Genomic DNA, 20741 nt, shown 5'->3' with positions numbered 1-20741 from the left:
ATCTTATAAGGTGCCATTTTGACAGCTTATAAGCTTGCAAATGGATGGAGAATTTCAGTCCGCAATTGACGCCAGAAGCACAGCGCTCACGATTTGGTCTACACGCGCCAGGCGACGTTTATGATAGTGGGAGATTGCATTTCGGATCGCGCGTCTGTTTCCTTCGCAGACGATGGTCCATAATTCCCGCAATTCCTGAGCCTGCCTGTTCACCACGCTTTCGCACAGCCTCAATGTGTGAAGACGTTCGCCAACGATGCTGACCGCATCAAGATGTTCGTCATTGGGCGAACAGGCGCATATCTGCGTGAAAAGATCGGCGCTGGCAGCGGCAATGCGTACGGGATCGGCTATCTCATCGTCAAGAAAGGCTGGCGGCTGTTCGATTCGTTCGAATTTCACCATGACCTTGAGCGCCGCTTCGACAATGTCTCGGTGCCAACTGTAGAGATTATAGGCTCGCTGCCGGGTCAGGGGCGGCATGGCGAAGCCGCCTCCGCCCTGCATCGCGACCAGTCGCTCACCGACGAGACGATGGAGCGCGTCGCGAACCGGCGCGATGCTGGTCCCGAAGCGCTCCGCGAGGGCCAGCACCACAAGCGGCGCTGCCGGTGGCTGGTCACCGCGCAGAATCAGCAGCTTGAGTTCGCGATAGACGCGATCGGCGATGACGGTTTCCGGCGCCATGCGGACTGCCTATGCCGATGAGCCGGTGCCGGTCGGACCGCGCCCGCCGTCGGCCGGCTTGAGGAAAGTCCGCAGGTTCAGACCGGAGATGAATTCGATACAGAGCTGTTCGAGGTCGCGCATGTCATCGAGAAAGAAATGGCGGGGAAAGTGCATGTGATGCTCCAGAAACATCATGGGGATGAGGAGATGCGCCGCCGACAGTCCGAGGGCATGGGCGCAGGCGATATGGTCATCGAAACGGGACTTCGGGTTGCCCGATTCGATTTCCCTGAGCCACCGCACACCGATCCCGACATCGGCGGCAAGTTGCTCTTGCGTAATGCGATGGCGCCTGCGCCGTTCTTCAATGCGGCGACCTGAGATCGACTTGACCTCGGCCAGTATCGACGCCCCTTCTTCAAAGGCGCCGCTTTGAGATGAGGTCATCAGGTCCTCCCTGATCGCGTCTCAAAGCATCCATGCACATTCCGATGACCCAAGATTTGGGTGAAATATGCCGTCGGTCAAATTTTATCGGTACCATTTTGACAGTTGGCGAGCCGCTTGGGTCCGCAGACAGACGGTCAAATTACCCGAATTGAAGAAGAGATGCCGCGTCGCCACCCTAACTCATGGTGGAGGCCCGCCCTACAAAAGCGGCCTGACGCGCTGTTCGACGCCCGGTCAGCCTTGCCGAAAAGTGTCGGGAAGCCGTCGAAAGGCCCGCGCCAGAGCCCGATCCTCGCTCGCCGCCATGATCGCAATGGCGGCGACATGGAGTTTCGCGACCGTCGGGCGCGCATCGATATGGTCCGAGGCGGCGACGCGTTCGAGAATGGCGCCGGCAAAGGGCTTCAGCTGCGCCGATGCCCCGACATAATGTTCTTCATTCCCCACCAACTTCTTGAGCGAGGGCATGGTAAGTTCCGCGACGAGCTCGTCCGTATCCACGGACCCCATCAGCAGAAGCGCGACCGATAGCGTCGCGCCATAGGGAATGAAGCTCCTGGCGATCCGCGCCAATCGATAGTGGCACGCGAGGAACAGGTCGGTGCCCTCGCTCGACAGGTACAATCTGTAGGTCCTCGATCGGTTGCCGACCATGGCTCAACCCCTTTTGTGATTCGCGCGACCACCCCCATGCTACTGACGGGCATCCGCGAATTTGAAGGCGTTTCCTGATCAAAAAATCGGCACTGAAATGCCGAAATCGGCATTGAGATGCCGATTCCGGTACTTCAGTGCCGGTTTCGGCATCTCAGTGCCCTGCCCATTGCGGATGCCCGCAAGGTTGGCGCACCACCGGCTCATCCCGACATGGGGCGACGAGGCACAGATCCGATTTCCAGTTTGAGCGTCCACCGCCAACCCATGGAGACCCACACGAGGCGCAATGCTTCGTCATGCATTGGAGACGATGATGATGTCGGCCAATCAACCGGCGATCGTGGCTGGACTGTTCCTGTCCGGCCTGATCGCGAACCCATGCGGAGCGGCGCACCCAAGCGCCGGAACTGCGGCAGCGCTCCCGTTGGGGCATCTCGACATAGCGCAGGCGAACGGAGATTTCTTCATTCGCGCAGACGCCACTTCCCCAGTCGAACCGCGTCGTTCGTTGCAGCTGGGCTCCAGGGTCAGGATTGATGCGGACCTGCTGAACTCCCCCGCTTTGCCCCTGAAGGAGATAGCCCGATGAAGAGGCCTTCCCGCAATCTTTCCGCAGTCCTCACCTGCGCCACCTTCCTCCTTCCCGGTGCTGCGATGGCACAGCCGCAACCGGGCGAACCGGCGGACCTTGCCGCGGCAGCCCGCGCCGCCGAACAGAGCCTTCATCAGAGCTTTGCCAATCTTCAGTTCGAGGATTTCGGGCCGGCGCCGGTCAAGGGCCCGCTGTTCCAGGCGAGCGCCGGCGGCCGCATCCTCTATTATGCGCCGCAGAGCGACCATCTGCTGTTCGCCACCATTTACGACAAGAACGGCGTCAATCTGACCGCCCTCGCCCAGGATGCGAGCGCGCAAAAAAAGTTGGGCGCGCTCGAGCCTTCCCAGGCGCTCACCATCGGACCGCCGGGCGCGCCGACCGTCATCGAGTTCACTGATCCCGACTGCCCCTATTGCCGCGCGCTCGATCGCTTCTGGGCGGCGAAGGCCGCCGAAGGAAAGCCGGTACGTCGGCAAATCTATTTCGTGAGCGGCATCCACCCGCAAGCCGCGTCCAAGGCCGAGCATATCCTCTGCTCGAAGGATCAGGCTGGCGCCTTCCGCGCCACTTATGCCGGAGAGGCGCCAAAACCGCTCGCCACCTGCAAGGAGGGCGCGGCACGCGTCGCCGCCAATGCGCAGGCCGTCAAAGCCATGGGCATATCGGGGACGCCGACCCTCATCCTTGATGGCCGCGCCATCTCCGGCTTCCAGCAGGCCGAGATCGAGGCCTGGCTCGATGAGAAGCGGGCGCCAAAAAAGCCACCCAGCTGATTTCCCCCAAATTTGGCGGGCTCACGGCGACGGACGAACAAGCGCCCGTTCCCTGAGCAACAGATGCCGGCGACAGGGCCCCGTTTCCAAGGAGCCACCCATCCCTTCGCTGGCCGTCAACGATTCTCATGTCGGTGCCGGCAGGCATTTTCATGGGGAGGCTCCTTATTGCCTGGAGAAAAGCCATGCTCAAACTTGCCTCACTGCCTGCCCAATCCCGGAACCGGATGCGCAGCCTCTCGTTTGCGTTGGCCGATGCCGTGGGAACCCTGCTTATCGCGATGACCCTGGCATCGGCCGCCCACGCCTTCCAGGCGCCGGCCGCCGGCGACCTTGGCTACGATATCTACGACATCGTGGTGAACCAGGGGGTGAAAGGGCCGCTCGGCTTCGTGGGCGGGGTGGCCGCCTTTCTGTTCGGGGTCAGCCGTCTCTTTTCCAACATCATGATCGGCATCCCGACGATCGTCGCCGCCGTCTGCCTGATCCGGGCGGATTCCATCCTCCAGACCTTCGGCATGATGGTCTGAGAGCCGCCTGAAACAGGGACTGGCGTGGATCTCATGTTCCGGGTCCACGCCGGATACGGGGAGCGGATGGTCGCTCCTTGTAACAATCACGCCTGGTCGAGGCGTGATGAAGCAAGGGAGAAGGACGTGGACGAGAGACTTCCCCAATTTCTGCACAAGCCGGTCCAGATACTCTGGTTCGACGCGCAGGAGTTCATCGTCGTGGTGTCCACCATCTTCGTCGCCGTCATCGTCGGCGGATATGTGGGCTGGTCGCTCCTCGGCGTCCTTCTCCTCTTCATTCCCTGGAAGCGGACCAAGCCGCGCGGCTTCATGCCCCATCTCGCCTGGCGCTGGGGGCTGCTCAAGCTCCCCCGCTACCCCGGCCCGACCCAGACCCGCTTTTGCGAGTGAGGTATCCCATGTTCGGCAGATCATCCGCCCGAGAGCCCAGCGACCCCTTGCTGGATAAGCCCTCCAGCTTCGGCATCCATCGCTATCTCCAGGGCTCATCCAACCTCTTCGAGGAGAACCGCCTCCTCAAATTCTCGATCGCGGGCCTGTTCGGCATCACCGCGGTCCTGGGGATCGCCCTCTATACGACGAGCCAGAACCAGCGCACGATCGTGGTCCCCTTCGGCGCCGGCGGCGATCTCTATGTGACGGGTGGCAAGCCCTCGCCCGCCTATCTACGCACCATGACGCGCAATATCGTGGCGCTTTCGGGCACCTATTCCGCGCTGTCGGCCGACCGGCAATTTCAGGAACTGCTCAGTATCGTCCACCCCACCGCCTATAATGGCATCCGCGACAGCCTGAACGCGATCCTCGACGAGCTCGCCAACAATCCGACGCTCTCGATCGCGACCTATATCCGGCCCGACCAGCCTGTCACCTGGACCGACCGCCAGATCCTGGTGCCGGTCGAAAAGGTGCGCGTCATCGGCGGCGTCATCCGCAAGTTCCGGGGCAATCTGCGCATCCGTTACACAATCGATGCCGGCCGATTCTGGCTCCTGTCTCTAGCCGAGGAAAATTTCGATGCCGAACTTCGGTAAGCGCCTTTGCGCGCCCGCGGCGCTCATCACCGCCTGTCTTCCTGTCCCGACATTCGCGCAAACCATCATGGCTCTGCCCGACCAGACCAGCAGCATCCGCCTCTCCAACCGGGACATCAATCATCTCGTCTGCCAGGGCGGCGAGATTGAGGACGTCAAATTCTCCGCCGAAAAAGCGATCGCGGTCGAGAAGGCCGGGGCCGACGCCTGGGTCAAATTCCTCGTCAAGGAAAGCGATGATGCGGGCCAGGTGACCCGCAGCTATGTGACGGCCCCTTCGGAATTCTTCGTGACCTGCAACGGCGCGAGCTATCCGCTCTATGCCGAGCCCTCGGACATTCCTGCCCAGACCGTGACGCTTGCGCCCGGCGCCAGCCAGCGCGCCCGCGCCAATGGCGAATTGCTGGGGCCGCTGGTCGAGGAAGAGCGCGCCGTCTCCATCACCCTCTCGATGCTCCAGGACCAAGTGCCGGCCAGCTTCACCGAGGTTGCCGTTTCGCCAAGGCTGCTTGCGCTCAGCGCCGCGCCCGCGATCCGCATTACCGAGCGCCGCCGCATCGCAATCGAGGGCACGGGGCTTTCGGCTTCGGAATATTGGATCGAGGCGAGCGCCGATACCGAGATTGACGAGCGGCTGTTCCTTGGCACTGCGATGGGCGCACGCATCTTCAGCGTCACCCTCGATCGCCTGTCTCTCCGCGCCGGCGAGAGCGCACGGCTCATCCTGCTGCGCCGGGGAGAAGCGCTGTGAGTGGCGCCGACGACAAAACCCCCGGCAACACAGGTGCCGGTAGCGGTGATCCCGCTTCGCCTGCGCCCCCCCAGCGGAGACATGCCGGGATGCAGGGCTATTCCCGCCCGCCCAAGAAGGAAGGCCTTGGTGACAACGCAAAGGACGGCGGCGCGCAGAATGGAGGTCGCGGCCCCGCGCTCCTCGACCTGAAAGCCCGCTGGGCGAGTCTGAGCGCCAAGCAGCAGCTGCGCGCCCGGCAGGCCGGCGTCGGCGTGGTGATCGCGATGTTCGGCTACGGCCTCTACACGGCCTCGACGGGATCGAAGGACGAAGCGCCGACAGCACCAGCCGCCTCCCGTCTCGACATGGGCGCGGGCCTTCGCGGTGACAGCCTCGAGACCAAGGTGCGGGGCGATCTCAAGAAAATCCTCGATGGCCAGGCGCTGCTGGGCGACCGGGTCACCGCGATCGAGGAGGGCAAGATCGCCCCGGGCGCGCGCTCCTCGACGGACGCGGCGGAAGGCGACCTGCCGAGCGCCATGCCCGGCGACATCCCGGCCTTCCCGCCAAGCCCCAGCGCGCATGAGCTGGAAAGCGCCGACGGCAGCCTGCCACCGCCACCCGTGCCGTCTGCCCGTCCCGCGCCGCCCGCCCCGCCGGTCGAGCGCCAGGTCGGCTCGATCGGAACGGCAACCGCCGCGCTCACCGCCGACGCGGGCGACAAGGGGGCAACAAGCGTTAAAAAAAAGACCCGGACGATCTATTTGCCGCCTGGTTTCATGAAGGCGCGGCTGCTGACCGGGATCGACGCGCTGGCGAGCCGGGACGCGACCTCGAACCCGGAACCGCTGATCGCCCGTGTCCAGGCGCCCGCCGTGCTGCCCAATGATGTCAAGGCGAACCTTTCTGGCTGCTTCGTCATCGGCAATGCGACCGGCAGCCTCGCCAAGGAGCGGGTCGAGGTCCAGCTCGTCTCCCTCTCCTGCGTCGATTTCGACGAACGCTCGGTGGTCGATCAGCCGATCAAGGGCTTCTTCGTCGACACCGACGGGAAGAAGGGGCTGTCGGGCCGGGTCGTCACCCGCGCCGGGGCCGCGCTCGCCCGCAGCTTCATTGCCGGCACGATCTCAGGCATGAGCCAGAGCGTCGAAAACACCTTTGGCGATACCTCGGTCTCCGCGCTCGGCACCGTCCGGTCGCTCGACGCCAGCGATGCGGCCAAGTCCGGCATCGCCGGCGGCCTTTCCAAGTCCTCCGACAAGCTCACCGACTTCTATCTCGATCTCGCGCGCCAGGCCGGTCCCATCGTCGAGGTGGGCGCCGCCAAGGATGTGGTCGTGGTGATCCAGGAAGGCGTCGCCCTCGAGATCAAACCGACAGCGGGGAGCAAATTCTGATGCGCCCGCGCCTCACACAAGGAGACACGCCCATGCCGCTACTCTCTTTCTCGTCAGCTTCACCCCTGCGCCGCGCCGGCGCCCCGCTGCTGATCCTTGCATCCCTGCCGGCCTGCACCGCCATCGGATCGGTCATGTCGCCCTACCCGGAAAAATTCAGCTGCAAGAATAGCGACCATGGCCAGTGCATCCACCCCGAGCGCGCCTATGAGGATGCGGTCGCCGGCGCGGTGTCGCGGTCCGATCCCAATGTCACGAACGACAAGAAGATCCTGAAAGGCAGCGCTGCTGCCGCGTCCCACGGATCGACGGGACGCGCCCGGGGCAAGGCCGCCACGCCCTATCTTGGCTATCGCGACAGCGTCTATCGCGAGCTTCAGGGCCTGGTCGAGGCGCCGGTGACGCCGATGCTGCGCCCCGGCCGCACGATCCGCACGCTCATCCTCCCCTATGCCGACCGGGAGCGGCCCGACCGTCTCTATATGCCGCGCTATGTCTATTCGATCCTCGACAAGCCCCAATGGGTGGTCGGCGATTATCTGGTGACCCCCGTCAATCCCGCGGCCCGCGTACCCGTTCTCGAACAGGTGAAAGCCAAGCCCGCGCCCATGGAGACGAGCGACCTTCCCGCGTCGCCACAGGAACAGCCACAGGAGTCGGGCCGATGAGGGCGCCCGGCACCCGCCATGGCGGCGGCATGACCTTCGAGCGGCTGCGCCAGAGCGTCTCGCGCGATGCCTATTCCGACTTTCTGCCGATGGTCGCCTGGGTCGAGGAAGAAGAGGCATTTCTCTGCATCGACGATGGCTGGGGCCAGGCCTGGGAACTCATCCCGTCGGCCTATCTTTTCGCCCATGTCCATCAGGCGCTGCTCGGCCTCCTCAATATCCACTTCGCGCCGGGCACCGTCGTCCAGCTTCACTGTTTTGCCGATCCGCTGATCGACGACGCGCTCGACGCCTTCCTGGATCTCAAATCCCGGCCCGATCCGTTGATCCAGGCCTCGGCGCGCCGGACCCGCGATTATCTCCGCGAAGGGACGCAGGGGCTTGATGCCCTCCACGGCATTCCGCTGCACAATTTCCGCCTGCTCCTCTCGATCAAGACGAGGAAGCCGCTCGGGGCCGACCTGCGCCGTCAAATCGAAGAGCAGCTCTCCAAGCTCGGCATCGCCCGCCTCGCGCCCGAAGCGCTGGTCACCTTCTATCGCCGCATCTTCAACGGCGTGTTCTCGGCGGCTCCGGGTGTTTTCGCCCGCGGCAGCGAGGATATGCCCGCGCGCCCGGTGCGCAAACAACTGATCGATGCCGGCCCCGATCTCGTCTTCGATGGCCCCGAACTGTTCCTCGGCGACCAGGTCGCGCGCTGCCTGACACCCAAGTCGCCGGCCCGGCGCGTCACCGCCGAGCGCTGCAACCGCCTCCTGGGCGGAATGCGTGGCGCATCCGAGGACAGTGACCAGATAGGCGGCCCCTTCCTCTACACACTCAACATCCTCTTCGATCATTCGAGCTTCGAGATCCACAAGCGCGCGCAGATCCTCTCCGCGCAAAAGGCCGCCGGCAGTTTCGCGGTCGAGGTGGGCAAGCAGATCGAGGAAATTGGCTGGGTACTCGACGAGGCGGGCAACAGCCGCTTCGTCTCGGTGATCCCGGTCATCTGGGTCTTCGGTCGGGACAGCGCGCAGGCCCGCGAGATGGCGGCGCGCGCCAAGCGCCTCTGGGAAAGCGAACCGCTCCCCTGGATGATGCAGGAGGAGAGCTATCTCAATCCCGTGCTGCTGCCGATGGCCCTGCCCTTCGGCTTCTATCCCGACCGGCGCACGGTCAAGATGCTGGAGCGCGATCTGCCCATGCCCGCCAAGGCGGCGACGCTGCTGGCTCCGGTGCAGACCGACTTTCGCGGCGGGGGCCGCCCCGCCCTCCTCTATGCCGGGCGCAAGGGCCAGCTTATCACGCTCGATCTCTTCGACCCGCGCATCAACAATTATAATTTCATCGTCTCGGCCGAGAGCGGCGCAGGGAAGAGCTTCCTGCTCAATAACCTCTGCCAGCAATATTATGCGCAAGGCGCGCTCATCCGCATCATCGATATCGGCGGAAGCTACGCCAAGCTCTGCACCCTTTGCTCCGGGCGATATATCGACATTGGCGAGGAGCATCTCGTCCTCAATCCCTTCGACATGGGATTCGCGCTCGACGGCGACGATCGCCAGTCGGCCATCTCCATGGCGGTCGCGATCGTCGCGGAAATGGCCAATGCCGCAACTCGCAAGGGCGTCAGCACGTCGGAATGGAACCTGCTCAAGTCCGCGGTCCAGTGGACGATCGACAGCGGACGGGCCGAGGCTGGCATCGATGCGGTCCGTGACTGGCTGGGCGCCTATCCCGCTTATGCAACAAGCGATCTCGACAAAGTCGATCACCTCATCCCTACCGCCCGCGAACTCGCCTTCAACCTGCGCGATTTTGCCAGTTCGGGCGCCTATGGCCATTATTTCAACGGCCCCTCGACCTTCGACATTTCCGCCGACGAGTTCGTCGTGCTTGAGCTTGAGCGCCTCAAGGCCATGCCCGATCTCTTCAACGTGATCGTGATGGTGGTGGTGAACGCGGTCACCCAGGAGCTTTATCTTTCCGCACGCGACCGGCCCCGCTTTGTCCTGTGCGATGAAGCTGCCCAGTTCATGACCCGCACCGACGGGCAGGATCTTTCCCGCCTCGCCGAGGTCTTCGGTCAGGGCTACAGGCGCGCGCGCAAATATCAGGGGAGTTTTGGCGTCGTCCTCCAGTCGATGAACGACCTGCTGCTGTTCGGCGGCACGGGACAGGTGATCCTCGAAAATGCCGCCACCCGCTTCCTCCTCCAGGGGTCGACCTATGACCGGGCCGTCGAGAACAAGATCCTCGATTATTCGGGCTTCGTCCTCGATCTCCTGAAATCGGTCCGCAACAACAAGCCCAATTACTCCGAAGTCTTCATCGACTCGCCGCTGGGTCTGGGCATCGCCCGGCTCGTGGTCGATCCCTTCTCCTATTGGATCAACACCAGCGCGCCGCAGGAGGTGGCGGCGTTCGAGGCGCGGCTGCGTAGCGGAAGATCGCCGCTCGAAGCGATTTGCGACCTGGCAGGCGTCGAAGCGACCGAGATCCTTGGGTCTACCCTCAACGGGGAGGCGCTGTGATGAGCAAGCCCTCCACCGACAGGAGCCATCCCCGGTTCGAGTTTGAACCCGATCCGGCGCTCGAAGCTTTCATCGAGCGGCGCGCCGCCGCCAAGGCCGAAGCGCAGGCGCTCTACTGGCGCTTCCGCCTGATCACGATCGAGACGATGATGCTGGGGCTGCTCGTCGGCGCCGCGGGTCTCGCGCTCCATCAGCCGCCCCTCCTCGTCTTTCGCGCCGCCGTCATGGTCGCCGCCGGCTGCTTTGCGAGCGGCATCCTTCTCATTGGCCTCACCGGCGCGATCGACAAGGGGATCATGCGCTTGCGTGCCTGGTGGCGGGCAAGATGAGAGGCATCCTTGACCCCGCACCTGCGCCCGGACCGATCCGCCTGCTGGTGGGAACGCAGCTCATGCTGCTCGTCCAGACGATGCTGGTGTTCGACGCGGCGGACGGCCTTCCGGCCAGCCTCAAGGCCTATCTGCTCGCGTGCGGCGTCCTTGGCGCCACCGCCCTCATCTGCGCCATCCGCGGCGAGAACGGACAAGGCGAACCCTGGTGGAGGCGGCGCCATGGACATTGAGCCGCGCTATCCCCATCGCGCCCGCCATGCGCTGATCGGCGCGCTGATGCTCGCCCTTGCCTGCCATGAGCCGGCGATGGCCGCGACCTCCACGATCGGCCGAACCTGGCCGATCGCCGAGCCCGACGCCATGGCGGAGATCGAGGCCCGCGCTGCCAGGGCGCCTAGCCTTGCTTCCCGGCTCGGCCCACGCTCGAACTGGTCGGCGCTCCAGGCGGCGCCATTGAGGCAGGCCAGGGTCGACCGCGTCCGCAGCCTCGTCCCTTTCTATACTGTGGAGGAGGATATCCGCCTGCCCGATGGCCGATTGCTTTACCCCAAGGGCTTCACCTTCAACCCGCTCGACTATGTGTCGTTGCCCCAGCGCCTCGTCATCGTCCATCCCCGTGATCTCGGCTGGGCGCTGAAGCAGGCGCGCTTTACCGATTTCATCCTGCTTACCGCGGGCGATGCGCTCGACCTGTCCGAGCGCAGCGGGCGGCCGCTCTTCATTTTGGAGGAACGGGTCAAGGAACGGCTCGGCCTTACTGTCGCGCCGGTGATCGTCGCCCAGCAGGGCAAAAAGCTCGTGCTTTCCGAATATGCTCTCAACAGCCGCCTCGCGCCTGAAGGAGCGGCGAGATGACCCCCATGAACGAAGCGCTCAGCGATAGGCTACGGGATGTCCAACAAGGCGTGAATTCTCGCGACAGGAAGGTGAAGCCGCAGCGGAATGTCGGGCAAGGGCTGGAACCCGTACCGCATGTAGAGTTGCTTGCGCTTCTCGACCTTCGCCGGGTCACCACAGTCAAGAATATCAAGCAGCACGACCGCGATGCCGACGTCCCTGGAGGCACGGCCAATTCTTTTGAGTGCATCGGCGAGGAGAAGGCTTCCAAGGCCCTTTCCCTGATGCCGGGCGTCGATAGCGATCATCGATATGAAAGCTGCCGGTATCTGACCATGGCCCGGCCTGCTGCGCGTGAAGGATGCGGGCAGATGCCCATAATCGACGCTGTGTGCATTGAGGGTGTAGAAGCCGATCAGTTCCCCGTCCGGCGACAACAGCACAAAGGCCCGGACATTATCCGCCCGGGCCAGTTTGCCAGCCGTCTTGCGCAGATAATTGTCGACCTGTTCGATGCCGGACGCAAAAATAGCGCGATCATGCCGCGCAGGATCGAGCGGCTCGATCACCATTCCCTTTTCAATCACGAAAGTGCGCTCTTACCGGCTTTCGATCATCTGGTCGTGACGCGCGAAGGCATCCCGCAAAGCCTCCGAGGGCGGGACAGGATTTTCAAGCGCGTTGAGGATCGCATCATAATCCTTTCGGCTCACGATCGTCCGCTCATGGGTCTGGATGGTTTCCAGCGCCGCCTTATAGGCCGCGTTCATCACGAAGGCGGAGTCATCCACGCCGCACCAGGCGGCGGCCTGCTGGATCGCCTGCTTGATATGAGGCTTGGTCCGAAAATTCATGCGGACCGTGCTGCGTTCGTTGACCGCAGCCGCCACGTCCTCAAACGCTTGCATCGCCAAAACCTCGTCATTCCTGTCTATCGCAATATGTACGCCTTTAAGGCGCACATTTCAAGTTTGATCAAAGGACTTTCTCGACGCCGGGCGAGGCTGATCCTCTTCACGCGCATCGCTCCGCTCGCACTGGCGCTGGCCGCCGGCGGCACCTCCGCGCCCGCCCACGCCTCCAAATGCGAAGCCGGCACCATCTTCAATCCGATCACCAAGGTACGGTGGAACTGTATCTTCCCGATCACCATCGGCGGCGTGCGGGTGGGCAGTTTCGACAAGCTCGACAAGGAGCTAGATGCCCAGTCCGCGTCCAAGCCGCTTTGCGCCTGCCGCAAGGGCGCGACCTTCTGGTTCGGCGTGAAGGTGAGCTTCTGGTCGCCCAACCGGATGATCGACGTCGTGACCGAGCCGGGATGCATGATGGCGATCGGCGCCGATCTCCTCCCCACCGGCGGCAGGCTTCAGGGCAGCCAGTCCTCGATCGCCGACGGCACCAACAGCCAGAAGATGTTCGCGCAGATGCACTATTACATCTCGCCGGTCTGGAAGATGCTCGACATGTTCACCGACCTCCCCTGTATCGAGGATGACGGGTTCGACGTCGCCATGATCACCGAAGTGCTGCCGACCTGGCAATCGGGAACGCTGGGCGCGATCATCCAGCCCGAAGGCATTCTCTTCGGCAATCCCGCCGCGGGTCTTGCCTGCATGGCCGACAGCGCCGCGGCCGCCGCGGGAAAGGTCATCGACCCGCTCTCCTGGTGCATGGGGAGCTGGGGCGCCACCTATCCGGTCGCGGGCGACATCCATTTTGGCGACAGCGTCGAGGCCTGGGCGGGTCTTGCTGCCAGAGGCACGTTCATGATGGGGCGCCTGGGTGCGCTCACCATCAGTTCTGCCGACGGCTGCTCCTTCAAGGCCCAGCCGATCTGGACCAAGAGCCGCTACAAGCTCCAGATCATGGAACCGGTCAAGGGCGGCAAGTGCGTCAATATCGGACGTCCCGGCGCGCTCTGGTCCTCGGCCAAACATGCGCCAGGTAAGGACAATGCCCAGTTCATGTCCTTTGAAAAGGTGATCTGCTGCGCGGGGGTGTCCACCCCATGAGCCAGACCCTTCCCCCCTGTCCCACAGCGGCCCGCCTTCCTGCCCGGTCTGCCCGCCAAGGCCATGTTGGCCCGGTCGGCCGCTACGTGGGCGGAGCGGCACCGTCGCCATCCGGCGCCGCTCCATCATCCGATTCTTCCCGTGCGGCTTTGGAAACGCACGGGGAGAAGGTCAGCACGGCCAGATGTACCCCCGGCGAGCGAGGATACCCCCCTCTGCCTGAATCCTCGCCCGCTTTGGCCGTGCTGACCATCAACGACGGAAAGGCCGCCTTCCAATGCCTGTCGGCACCACCCGACATGGTCGGGCTTTGCCCCCTTTTCCGGCTCCGCGCCGTGAATCGCTCTCGCCCACGTGAGGAAGAAGCATGAGGTGGCCCTTCTCCCCCTCGCTCGCGATACTGGCAGCGCTGAGCGTCCAATCGGCCTTCGCGCAGGACATGGACGCGAGAGCGCGGGCAGCGGCGGCGGCCTCGCGGGCCAAATCCGGCGACAGCGATGCGATCAGCAACAATTATCTGACGCCAGGTCTCGCCAATCAACCTGTCAGCACGGTCGACAATAGCCGCAGTTTCACACCCAATCTCGCCTGTCAGCAGAGCGCCACCATGCTTGAAATGCTGGTTCAGCCCGGCACCACCGGCGACATCACCCATCTCTCCATTTCCCGCGACAAGGATCTCGACGGCGCGTTCGACCAGGTCCTGACCCTCCCGGTCCCAGTGTCGGGAATCTGCGCCAACGGCGTCATCTCCTGTTCGCCCGGAAGCTGGAACCAGTGCCAGAGTTTCAAATGGGATGTCGGCGGTAGCGGCGACCTCAAGCTCAGCCAGGTCGACATGCCCGATCTGTCGGGTTGCTATTGCATCAATGCAAGCTGCGGCGCGAACCTGGTCGCAGGCAATCTCCCCTCGGTCCTGAAGGATCTGGGTGGCGGGGTCATCGGGGCGCTGACGACCGCCGATCCCCGGATCGCGGTGGCGCAGGCCAGTATCGACGGCCCGGCCATCCGCTATGTCGGCGCGCAGACGACCGCCTGCACCTCTTCGCCTGCGGTGTCCGCGACGAGCTATCGCGCCAATCCAACCGCGATCAGCGGCGACGCCTATGCCGCCTCGCAGGCAAATTCGGTCTTCACCGCACTGGCGGCCTCGCCGGCGGGGAACGGCAAGGCGGAGGAAACGCGGTCCTGCACGATCGAGCGCGAGATCAACGTCAAGGCCTGGGATTTCACCGACATCGTCTCGGCCAGTGGCTCGATCACCTCGACCAGCAGTTGCGGCACGGGATGCCTCCGCTTCCAGATCCGGGGTGCGGGGAGCTGCGGCAGCAATCCGCCCGTCTATACCGTCACCTTTAGTCCGTTGCTGCCCAGCCGGATCGTCTCGGCGCGGATCATCGAGATGGGCGCGGACGACTGGGTTCAGGGCCGGATCAATGGTCAGGTCGTGGGCTCGGCGGGCAAGCGCCTCTGGACGGGCGATGGCCTGCCGTCTGGCGACTGCCGGATCAGCGATGATCCCTGGTATAATCGCACGCCCATCGATTTTACCGACAGGCTCAAGTCCGGCGCGACGTCCGTCAGCGCGCGGGTGCGCGGCGGGGGTGGCGGCAATTGGGGCTACGTCACCGTCGAGATCCAGGTCGACACGAGCTGCGAGGTGAGCGAGCGGCTGGTGGATCTCTGCGCGGGCTATGCCAGCGATCCCGCCTGCCGCCTGACCCAGGAAGATATCGACGGCGTGCAAACGGTCCGCAATGGCGTCGTCACGGGCCTTAAACCCCTGCCCCTCACCCGGTTATTCGGCACCGGCAGCTGCACCTTTCAATATGGCCGCGACTTCTTCCTGCGCACGCGCCGCTATGCCTGCGTCGTCGACACAACGGGAACAGCGCAGCCCGATCTCAGCCGGGCAACCTATATCATCGACCATTCGACCGAGACGATGCTCGCCGACCAGACCCGGAGCAGCGATGGCGCCCTCGTCCAGTCGACCCGCGCGTTCGCGCTCCCCGACCGTCCGGCGGTCGCGGCCTGCGAGTCCATCTGCAAGACCCGCGCGGCCAGCGCCAATAGCGGCGTCGCCCCGGCGGGGCTCGTGGCGGAAAAGCAGAATCTGCCCGTTGGCTGGGACAGCCTTTATCATGTCTGTTCGGCCGACAATGTCTGCCCGCTGGGCGACGGCGAAGAGATCGTCTCACCCTGCGGCTGCCTCGATGATTTTCCCGAGGCGGTGGTGATGATGCAGACGGTCCGGCTAGCAGGCTCGGACCTTGCCTGCACGGCGGTGGCGCGATGACCCGCCGGCTCGCCTTCAGCCTGGCGCTCGCTTGCGCGCTGGCGCCGTTTGGCACTGCCATGAGCCCGCCTGCCCAGGCAGCACAGATTTGCGCCGCCGACCTCAATGGCAATGGCGATGCCGCCGATGAGGGAGAGATGGCGCAGTGCCTCACGACTGCGGACGGTGGATCGCTTTGCCCCATCGGCAAGGTCGACTGCGTGGCCGACGTGCAGGGCGGCTATGCCTGTCCGCTGGGGGCAAGCTATGCCTGCAAGACTCCGACGGCAGGGGGCGTGCCGGCCTGCTCGCCCAACAGCTGCATCGATACCGCTGCCACGCCGATCGAGAATGAAGCGGTCGTCGATGATCCGGGCGCGCCGGGTGACGGCCCGGTCGATGCCGACGGCAATTGCCTTGGCACCATCGAGATATTTGGCGGACGGGCGCTGCGCTGCCGGCCGCCTGGCGCCAGCGTCACCTTCCAGAATTGCTGCAAGGACAAGGGCAAGATCGTGAAAGACGGGATGGGCGGCTCGCTGAGCTCCATCACGACCAAGATCGCGATCGCCAAGGGCGTCTTTACCGGCATGAAAGCGGCCTATACCGCGTTCAAGGCGGGCGCGACCGCGAGCGAGGCGGCCTCGGCCGGCGCCCATGCGATCATCGTCGGCATCGATCCCACCTCGATCGCGATCAGCCTTGCCATCAATTACATGATTGAGGTGCTGCTCCAGAGCTGCGACCAACAGGATATGGAGACCGGCATGCTGCGCGGTTCGGGCATGTGCCATGAGGTCGGCACCTATTGCTCGTCCAGTATCTTGGGAATCTGCATCCAGAAGGCGCGGGGCCATTGCTGCTTCAACACCAAGTTGGGTCGCATCATCCAGGAGCAGGGCCGGCCGCAACTCGCCGCCTTCAACAGTCTTGGCTGGGGCACGCCCGAGCATCCCTATTGCCGCGGCTTTTCCGCCGAAGAGTTCCAGGCGCTCGATTTCAGCCGGATGGATCTCAGCGAATATTATTCGGACATCGAGGCCCGCGCCCAATCCGACATCCAGATCGACATGAAGGAGAAGATCGATGCGACGCTCAGCATCATCCATCCCTGACCTTTTGCTGCGCGCCGGCGCCATGGTCGCGCTCTGCGCCGCCGCCCCCGCGCTGGCGCAAGGCGGGCAGACCGTGGGAGAGCCCCAGCCGGCCGAACCAGACAAGCCCGCCCCAGGCAAGCCCGCTATATCTGGCCCGACCGGCATTCCCGAACCATCGCAGGCGATGCGCCGCCGGGCGTTCGAGGCGATGCGACAGAAGGGGCGCTTTCCCGACATCGAAGCGCGGGCGCGCAAGGATCGAGAGGACGCCGCGCAGCGCATGGCGGCCGAGCATGACGCCCTGCAAAGGCGCCTTTACGAGGCCCTGGGGCTGGCTGCGCCGATCGATTCTGCGAAGCCAAAGGACGTGCGCGGAGCGGCTTCAGCAAAGAGCTGGGTGCCGATGCTGTTCGCCTCCTCCTCCATGCCGCTCCAGACCCTGCGCAATTACGCCGCACAGCTTGAGTCCGTGGGCGGGGTTATCGCCTTTCGTGGCGTTCCCGGGGGCATGAGCAAAATCGGCCCTTTGGCGAAACTGACGGCGCAGATTCTGCGCGTCGATCCTGGCTGCGGAGGTCCGGCCTGCACGATGCGCAACGTCCAGCTCATCGTCGACCCGATCCTCTTCCGCCAGCATGGCGTCAATCAGGTCCCTGCCTTCGCCATGGTGCCGGGCGATCCCACCCTTCCCTATTGCGAGCGCGACGACGAGGTCGGCCCAAGCGCCAGCCATATCGTCTATGGCGACGCCGCGCTGTCGGGGCTTCTCGAAGAATATGCCCGCCTTGGCGGCAAACAGGAGGTCCGCGATGCTGCGTCTCGCCTGTCTCGCCGCTAGACGGCTCTGGCCCGCCCTCGAGGCCCTGCCCGCGCAGGCGGCCCGCGCGCTCGGCGGTGCGGTCGGTGACCAGCCTGCCGACAACAGGCGATTGGCCCTGAACCTCGCCGTCATCCTGCCCGTCGCGACCCTCACCTGGCTTGGATTGCCGGGCATCACCCTGGTCATGAGCCCGTCGATCGATGCCTGGGCCGTACGGCGCGCGCCGGGTCTGATCCAAAAGGGCGATCTCGTCGAGTTCATGCTCTTCCACCCCATCGCCGGCCCGAAGCCGGTGAGCGTCACGAAGCGGGCGCTCTGCCTTCCGGGCGAGCGCCTCCGCGAAATCGAGCGGCTCTCGGTCGATGGCCGCGAGGGCACCCGCAGCTGGTATTATTGCGACCGCACCTTCCTTGGCGCGAGCCGGCCCTTCGGCCGTGACGGTCGGCCCCTTCCCCATCTGCGCTGGGGTGATCGACCGATCCCGCAGGGCTTTGTCTATGTCGGCTCCGATCATGCCGGGGGCTTTGACAGCCGCTATTTCGGGCCGGTCCGGCTCGACCGCCTCACCCGCATGGAGCGCATCCTGTGAGGCGCGCGCTTGCCCTGCTGGCAGTGGCTGGCCTGCTGCTCCCGGCGGCAGCCCAAGGAGAGGACACGATCCGCCAAGGTTACTGGTGGTATCGCGCCAAGCCCGATCCCACCGAGACGCCGCACGATGATGTGCCACCAGCCCCGGTCATCCCGCCCATGGCCGAACTCGCGCGATGGAGCCCGCCCAGGATCGCCAAGCTGATCGCAGACCAGCGTGATTATGCGGCGACCGTTCTTACCGTCGAAGCCGTATCCGATTTCTGGCGGCTGGAGGATTTTGCGCGGCGCAAGGCCCGCGCCTTTGCGGGCGTCACACAGCTGGCGATGCTCACCCATCCCGAACTCAGCGCCAAGTCGGCCAATCCGATGATCGGCGATGCGCGCGACGCGCTGGGCGCGCAGAAGGATGCGGTGCGCCGCGCCTATCTGCGCTCTCGCGGCCCAGAATTCGCGCTCGTCATGTTCTCGCGCACCTCCTGCGGCTATTGCCGGGTGCAATGGCCGATCCTCCAGCGCTTTCAGGAGGAAACGGGCTGGCAGATCATCCGCGAGGACCTTGACCGGCGGCCCGAGCTTAGCGCCCGCTTCGGCGTCGAGGTGACGCCCACCACCATGGTCATTCGCCGCAACTCCGCGCAGCGCATGGTTATCGCCAATGGCGTCGAGACATTCCCGACGCTCATCCAGACCGCCTATCAGGCGGTGAAATTGCTATCAGGCGACATCAGGCCCGAACAATTCCTGACGGGCGCGGGCGAAGAGAATGGATTTTTCGACGCGCTCGCCAATGGTCCGGTTGCGGCCGCCGATCCGATGGCAAACCCAGGCGGTGTCCGCCCATGAGAGCCCTCCACCTTCGAGCATCGATCGCGCTGCTGGGCGCGCTGCCGCTCCCGGTTCAGGCGCAGGCGGAACGACGCGCGCCTGACCGAACCCAGGCGGCCCGCGCCGCGATCCATCCGGTGTCCACCGCCAGCGAAATGCAGAGCTGGCTCGCCCGCGTTCCTCGAACGGTCGATTATCCGCCGGATTTCGAGGCGGCTTTGAAGGGCCAGGGACCCGCGTTCGTCATTGAGATGAGCACGGCGCCCGGTTGCCTCCCCTGTGGCGATCTCTGGACCAAGCTCCTCGCCCTCAAGACACGTTATGGCCTGGCGGTCCGCCCGATCGGCAGGGAGGAGGCGATGCTCCGCTCGGGACGGCTTGGCCTCCCCTGGATCGGCCATCCCGTTGCCTGGCTCCGCCCCGCCTCCGACGAGGCGCGCATCCTGCCGATCGCGATCGGGACGGATCATCCAGCCAATCTCGCCCGCAACATCTATCTCGGACTCAAGATGCAGACCGGCGTGCGGGCCGCGGTCGGCGTGCGCGCCATGGCGAAGTTCACCGGCATTGTCGCAGCCGGTACCGCCTCAAAAGAGCGGAATCGGAACTGATCATGCAGGGAGCCTCAATCATCGACATTCCGTCAATGCAGAGACAGGAGCCATCGGCCCGCCTCGGCTATCGCGCAAACCTCGATATTCTCGGCGAGCTTGTAGGTCTCTTCTCCAGGATAGATGACGATCCGGCGCACCGGATCGAGATCAGCGCAGGCGTGGTGGAAGCCCCGCTCGACCTTGGGCGAAAGACTGCGCTTGATCTCGAACGCCCACAGACCGTGGCCGGGGATGGTGAGAAGAAGATCGATCTCGGCGCCAGCCGATGTTCTGTAGAAATTTGCCTGCGTGCCCTCAGGCGCTGCCGAGATCAGCGTTTCGATCGCAAACCCCTCCCAGCTCGCACCAGCGACGGGATGTCCCAGCACATCTTCGCGGGAGCCCAGACCCAGCAATGTGTGAACGATGCCGCTATCGCGCACATAGACTCGCGGGGATTTGACGAGCCGCTTGCCGCTATTGCTGTGCCAGGGTTCCAAACGGCGGACGAGAAGCAGGTCGACCAGAAGATCGAGATAGGAGGCGATGGTCTTGGAATCGACGCCAAGACTGCGCCCCAGTTCCGAGGCATTCAACAGGCCCGATTGATGGTGGGCGAGCATCGTCCAGAAACGCCTCAGCGTTTCGGCAGGAATACGCGGACCCAGCATGGGAATGTCACGTTCGAGATAGGTTCGGATGAAGTCCTGCCTCCAACGCCGGCTCGCGGCATCGCTGGTGGCGAGATAGCTGTCGGGAAAGCCGCCGCGAATCCAAAGCCGATCAACATCACCGTCGCCCACCTCCAGGGCGTCGAGCGGACGCATTTCCAGATAGGCGATGCGCCCGGCAAGACTTTCGCCCGATTGAGCCAGCAAGTCGATCGAAGCCGAGCCCAGCAGCAAAAATCGGCCCGTCCGCAATCCCTTCCGACGACCCCGATCGATCAGGCCCCGCAAAAGCTGGAACAGGTCCGGCAGCCGATGAACCTCATCGAGTATGACCAGCTTGTCTTCATGGTTTTCGAGATAGAGTTCGGGATCCGTAAGCTTTGCTCGATCCCGATCCGATTCAAGATCGAGGTAGATGGATGGCCGCTCATCGGCCATCTCATGCGCGAGTGTCGTCTTGCCGACCTGGCGTGGCCCGAGCAAGGCGACTGCGGGGCTTTCATCCAGTCGGGCGACAAGTTCGCTTTTGATACGGCGTTCAATCATCCTTGCATATTTGGATCGATATTACGAATTTGCAAGGTTAATTGTCTAGAGATTTTGCAAGCAATACCAAAGGGCGCGCATATGGCGGGTGGGCCCTTTCCTTACTCCTCAAGA

At 64.1% G+C, this 20741-nt stretch carries 24 protein-coding genes; 18 read left to right on the top strand and 6 right to left on the bottom strand.

Features of this window, described 5'->3' with window-relative positions; all coding sequences use genetic code 11:
- Window positions 1-54: 54 nt before the first annotated feature.
- The 3 genes from TZ53_RS17635 to TZ53_RS17625 all read right to left on the bottom strand — a co-directional run bounded on the left by TZ53_RS17635 (window position 55) and on the right by TZ53_RS17625 (window position 1773).
- Window positions 55-687, bottom strand: coding sequence for a GntR family transcriptional regulator (locus tag TZ53_RS17635; RefSeq protein ID WP_044662133.1), 633 nt, complete (start codon window positions 685-687; stop codon window positions 55-57).
- Window positions 688-696: 9 nt separating this feature from the next.
- Complete coding sequence (locus tag TZ53_RS17630; RefSeq protein WP_044662132.1) at window positions 697-1116, bottom strand: helix-turn-helix domain-containing protein; 420 nt, start codon at window positions 1114-1116, stop codon at window positions 697-699.
- Window positions 1117-1353: 237 nt separating this feature from the next.
- Complete coding sequence (locus TZ53_RS17625; RefSeq protein ID WP_044662131.1) at window positions 1354-1773, bottom strand: hypothetical protein; 420 nt, start codon at window positions 1771-1773, stop codon at window positions 1354-1356.
- Between the two features lie 588 nt (window positions 1774-2361).
- On the opposite strand from TZ53_RS17625, the gene TZ53_RS17615 reads away from it, so the two are divergent.
- The 11 genes from TZ53_RS17615 (at window position 2362) to TZ53_RS17565 (ending at window position 11212) form a co-directional block, all read left to right on the top strand.
- Window positions 2362-3144 carry a DsbC family protein gene (locus TZ53_RS17615; protein ID WP_044662129.1) on the top strand — a complete coding sequence of 261 codons (783 nt, stop codon included), beginning with the start codon at window positions 2362-2364 and terminating at the stop codon, window positions 3142-3144.
- A gap of 227 nt (window positions 3145-3371) precedes the next feature.
- A complete protein-coding gene (locus TZ53_RS17610; RefSeq protein WP_373886337.1) occupies window positions 3372-3674 on the top strand; it encodes a hypothetical protein in 303 nt (100 codons plus the stop codon).
- Window positions 3675-3800: 126 nt separating this feature from the next.
- Complete coding sequence (locus TZ53_RS17605) at window positions 3801-4067, top strand: type IV conjugative transfer system protein TraL (protein WP_044662127.1); 267 nt, start codon at window positions 3801-3803, stop codon at window positions 4065-4067.
- Between the two features lie 8 nt (window positions 4068-4075).
- Entirely contained in the window at window positions 4076-4711 is a 636-nt protein-coding gene (locus tag TZ53_RS17600) for a TraE/TraK family type IV conjugative transfer system protein (RefSeq protein WP_044662126.1), read from the top strand.
- The gene (locus tag TZ53_RS17595) at window positions 4695-5462 is read left to right on the top strand and encodes a type-F conjugative transfer system secretin TraK (RefSeq protein ID WP_044662125.1); all 768 of its coding nucleotides are present in this window, start codon (window positions 4695-4697) and stop codon (window positions 5460-5462) included. Before TZ53_RS17600 ends, TZ53_RS17595 begins: the two co-directional genes overlap by 17 nt.
- The gene (locus TZ53_RS17590) at window positions 5459-6841 is read left to right on the top strand and encodes a TraB/VirB10 family protein (RefSeq protein ID WP_373886318.1); all 1383 of its coding nucleotides are present in this window, start codon (window positions 5459-5461) and stop codon (window positions 6839-6841) included. The genes TZ53_RS17595 and TZ53_RS17590 overlap by 4 nt, the downstream gene beginning before the upstream one ends.
- 32 nt (window positions 6842-6873) lie before the next feature.
- The gene (locus TZ53_RS17585; RefSeq protein WP_044662123.1) at window positions 6874-7509 is read left to right on the top strand and encodes a TraV family lipoprotein; all 636 of its coding nucleotides are present in this window, start codon (window positions 6874-6876) and stop codon (window positions 7507-7509) included.
- A complete protein-coding gene (locus TZ53_RS17580; RefSeq protein ID WP_044662122.1) occupies window positions 7506-10025 on the top strand; it encodes a TraC family protein in 2520 nt (839 codons plus the stop codon). Before TZ53_RS17585 ends, TZ53_RS17580 begins: the two co-directional genes overlap by 4 nt.
- On the top strand, window positions 10025-10354 hold the full coding sequence (locus TZ53_RS17575) for a hypothetical protein (RefSeq protein ID WP_044662121.1): 330 nt from the start codon (window positions 10025-10027) through the stop codon (window positions 10352-10354). The genes TZ53_RS17580 and TZ53_RS17575 overlap by 1 nt, the downstream gene beginning before the upstream one ends.
- Window positions 10351-10587 carry a hypothetical protein gene (locus TZ53_RS17570; protein ID WP_044662120.1) on the top strand — a complete coding sequence of 79 codons (237 nt, stop codon included), beginning with the start codon at window positions 10351-10353 and terminating at the stop codon, window positions 10585-10587. Before TZ53_RS17575 ends, TZ53_RS17570 begins: the two co-directional genes overlap by 4 nt.
- Complete coding sequence (locus TZ53_RS17565; RefSeq protein ID WP_044662119.1) at window positions 10577-11212, top strand: conjugal transfer protein TraW; 636 nt, start codon at window positions 10577-10579, stop codon at window positions 11210-11212. Before TZ53_RS17570 ends, TZ53_RS17565 begins: the two co-directional genes overlap by 11 nt.
- Before the next feature lie 29 nt (window positions 11213-11241).
- Here the strand turns inward: TZ53_RS17565 and TZ53_RS17560 are convergent, their stop codons facing one another.
- Both TZ53_RS17560 and TZ53_RS17555 read right to left on the bottom strand, forming a co-directional pair.
- Window positions 11242-11766: a GNAT family N-acetyltransferase gene (locus TZ53_RS17560; protein ID WP_044662118.1), complete on the bottom strand. Its 525-nt coding sequence runs from the start codon at window positions 11764-11766 to the stop codon at window positions 11242-11244.
- Between the two features lie 27 nt (window positions 11767-11793).
- A complete protein-coding gene (locus TZ53_RS17555; RefSeq protein WP_044663129.1) occupies window positions 11794-12102 on the bottom strand; it encodes a type II toxin-antitoxin system TacA family antitoxin in 309 nt (102 codons plus the stop codon).
- A gap of 96 nt (window positions 12103-12198) precedes the next feature.
- On the opposite strand from TZ53_RS17555, the gene TZ53_RS17550 reads away from it, so the two are divergent.
- The 7 genes from TZ53_RS17550 to TZ53_RS17520 all read left to right on the top strand — a co-directional run bounded on the left by TZ53_RS17550 (window position 12199) and on the right by TZ53_RS17520 (window position 19428).
- Complete coding sequence (locus tag TZ53_RS17550) at window positions 12199-13206, top strand: TraU family protein (RefSeq protein WP_044663128.1); 1008 nt, start codon at window positions 12199-12201, stop codon at window positions 13204-13206.
- A 367-nt stretch (window positions 13207-13573) separates the two neighbouring features.
- Complete coding sequence (locus TZ53_RS17545) at window positions 13574-15505, top strand: hypothetical protein (protein WP_044662117.1); 1932 nt, start codon at window positions 13574-13576, stop codon at window positions 15503-15505.
- 59 nt (window positions 15506-15564) lie between these two features.
- Window positions 15565-16599 carry a conjugal transfer protein TraN gene (gene traN / locus TZ53_RS17540; RefSeq protein WP_044663127.1) on the top strand — a complete coding sequence of 345 codons (1035 nt, stop codon included), beginning with the start codon at window positions 15565-15567 and terminating at the stop codon, window positions 16597-16599.
- Window positions 16571-17419, top strand: coding sequence for a type-F conjugative transfer system pilin assembly protein TrbC (locus TZ53_RS17535; RefSeq protein WP_235600723.1), 849 nt, complete (start codon window positions 16571-16573; stop codon window positions 17417-17419). Before traN ends, TZ53_RS17535 begins: the two co-directional genes overlap by 29 nt.
- Entirely contained in the window at window positions 17391-17990 is a 600-nt protein-coding gene (locus TZ53_RS17530) for a S26 family signal peptidase (protein ID WP_044662116.1), read from the top strand. Before TZ53_RS17535 ends, TZ53_RS17530 begins: the two co-directional genes overlap by 29 nt.
- A complete protein-coding gene (locus tag TZ53_RS17525) occupies window positions 17987-18835 on the top strand; it encodes a conjugal transfer protein TraF (protein ID WP_044662115.1) in 849 nt (282 codons plus the stop codon). Before TZ53_RS17530 ends, TZ53_RS17525 begins: the two co-directional genes overlap by 4 nt.
- On the top strand, window positions 18832-19428 hold the full coding sequence (locus tag TZ53_RS17520; RefSeq protein ID WP_044662114.1) for a hypothetical protein: 597 nt from the start codon (window positions 18832-18834) through the stop codon (window positions 19426-19428). The genes TZ53_RS17525 and TZ53_RS17520 overlap by 4 nt, the downstream gene beginning before the upstream one ends.
- Before the next feature lie 32 nt (window positions 19429-19460).
- Here TZ53_RS17520 and TZ53_RS17515 read toward each other — a convergent pair whose 3' ends face one another.
- A complete protein-coding gene (locus TZ53_RS17515) occupies window positions 19461-20627 on the bottom strand; it encodes an ATP-binding protein (RefSeq protein WP_044662113.1) in 1167 nt (388 codons plus the stop codon).
- Between the last annotated feature and the right edge of the window lie 114 nt (window positions 20628-20741).

It is taken from the genome of Sphingobium sp. YBL2, from assembly GCF_000943805.1.
GTDB lineage: Bacteria > Pseudomonadota > Alphaproteobacteria > Sphingomonadales > Sphingomonadaceae > Sphingobium > Sphingobium fuliginis.
The sequence above is the reverse complement of the archived record's forward strand: the minus strand, read 5'-3'. Positions and strand labels throughout refer to the sequence as shown.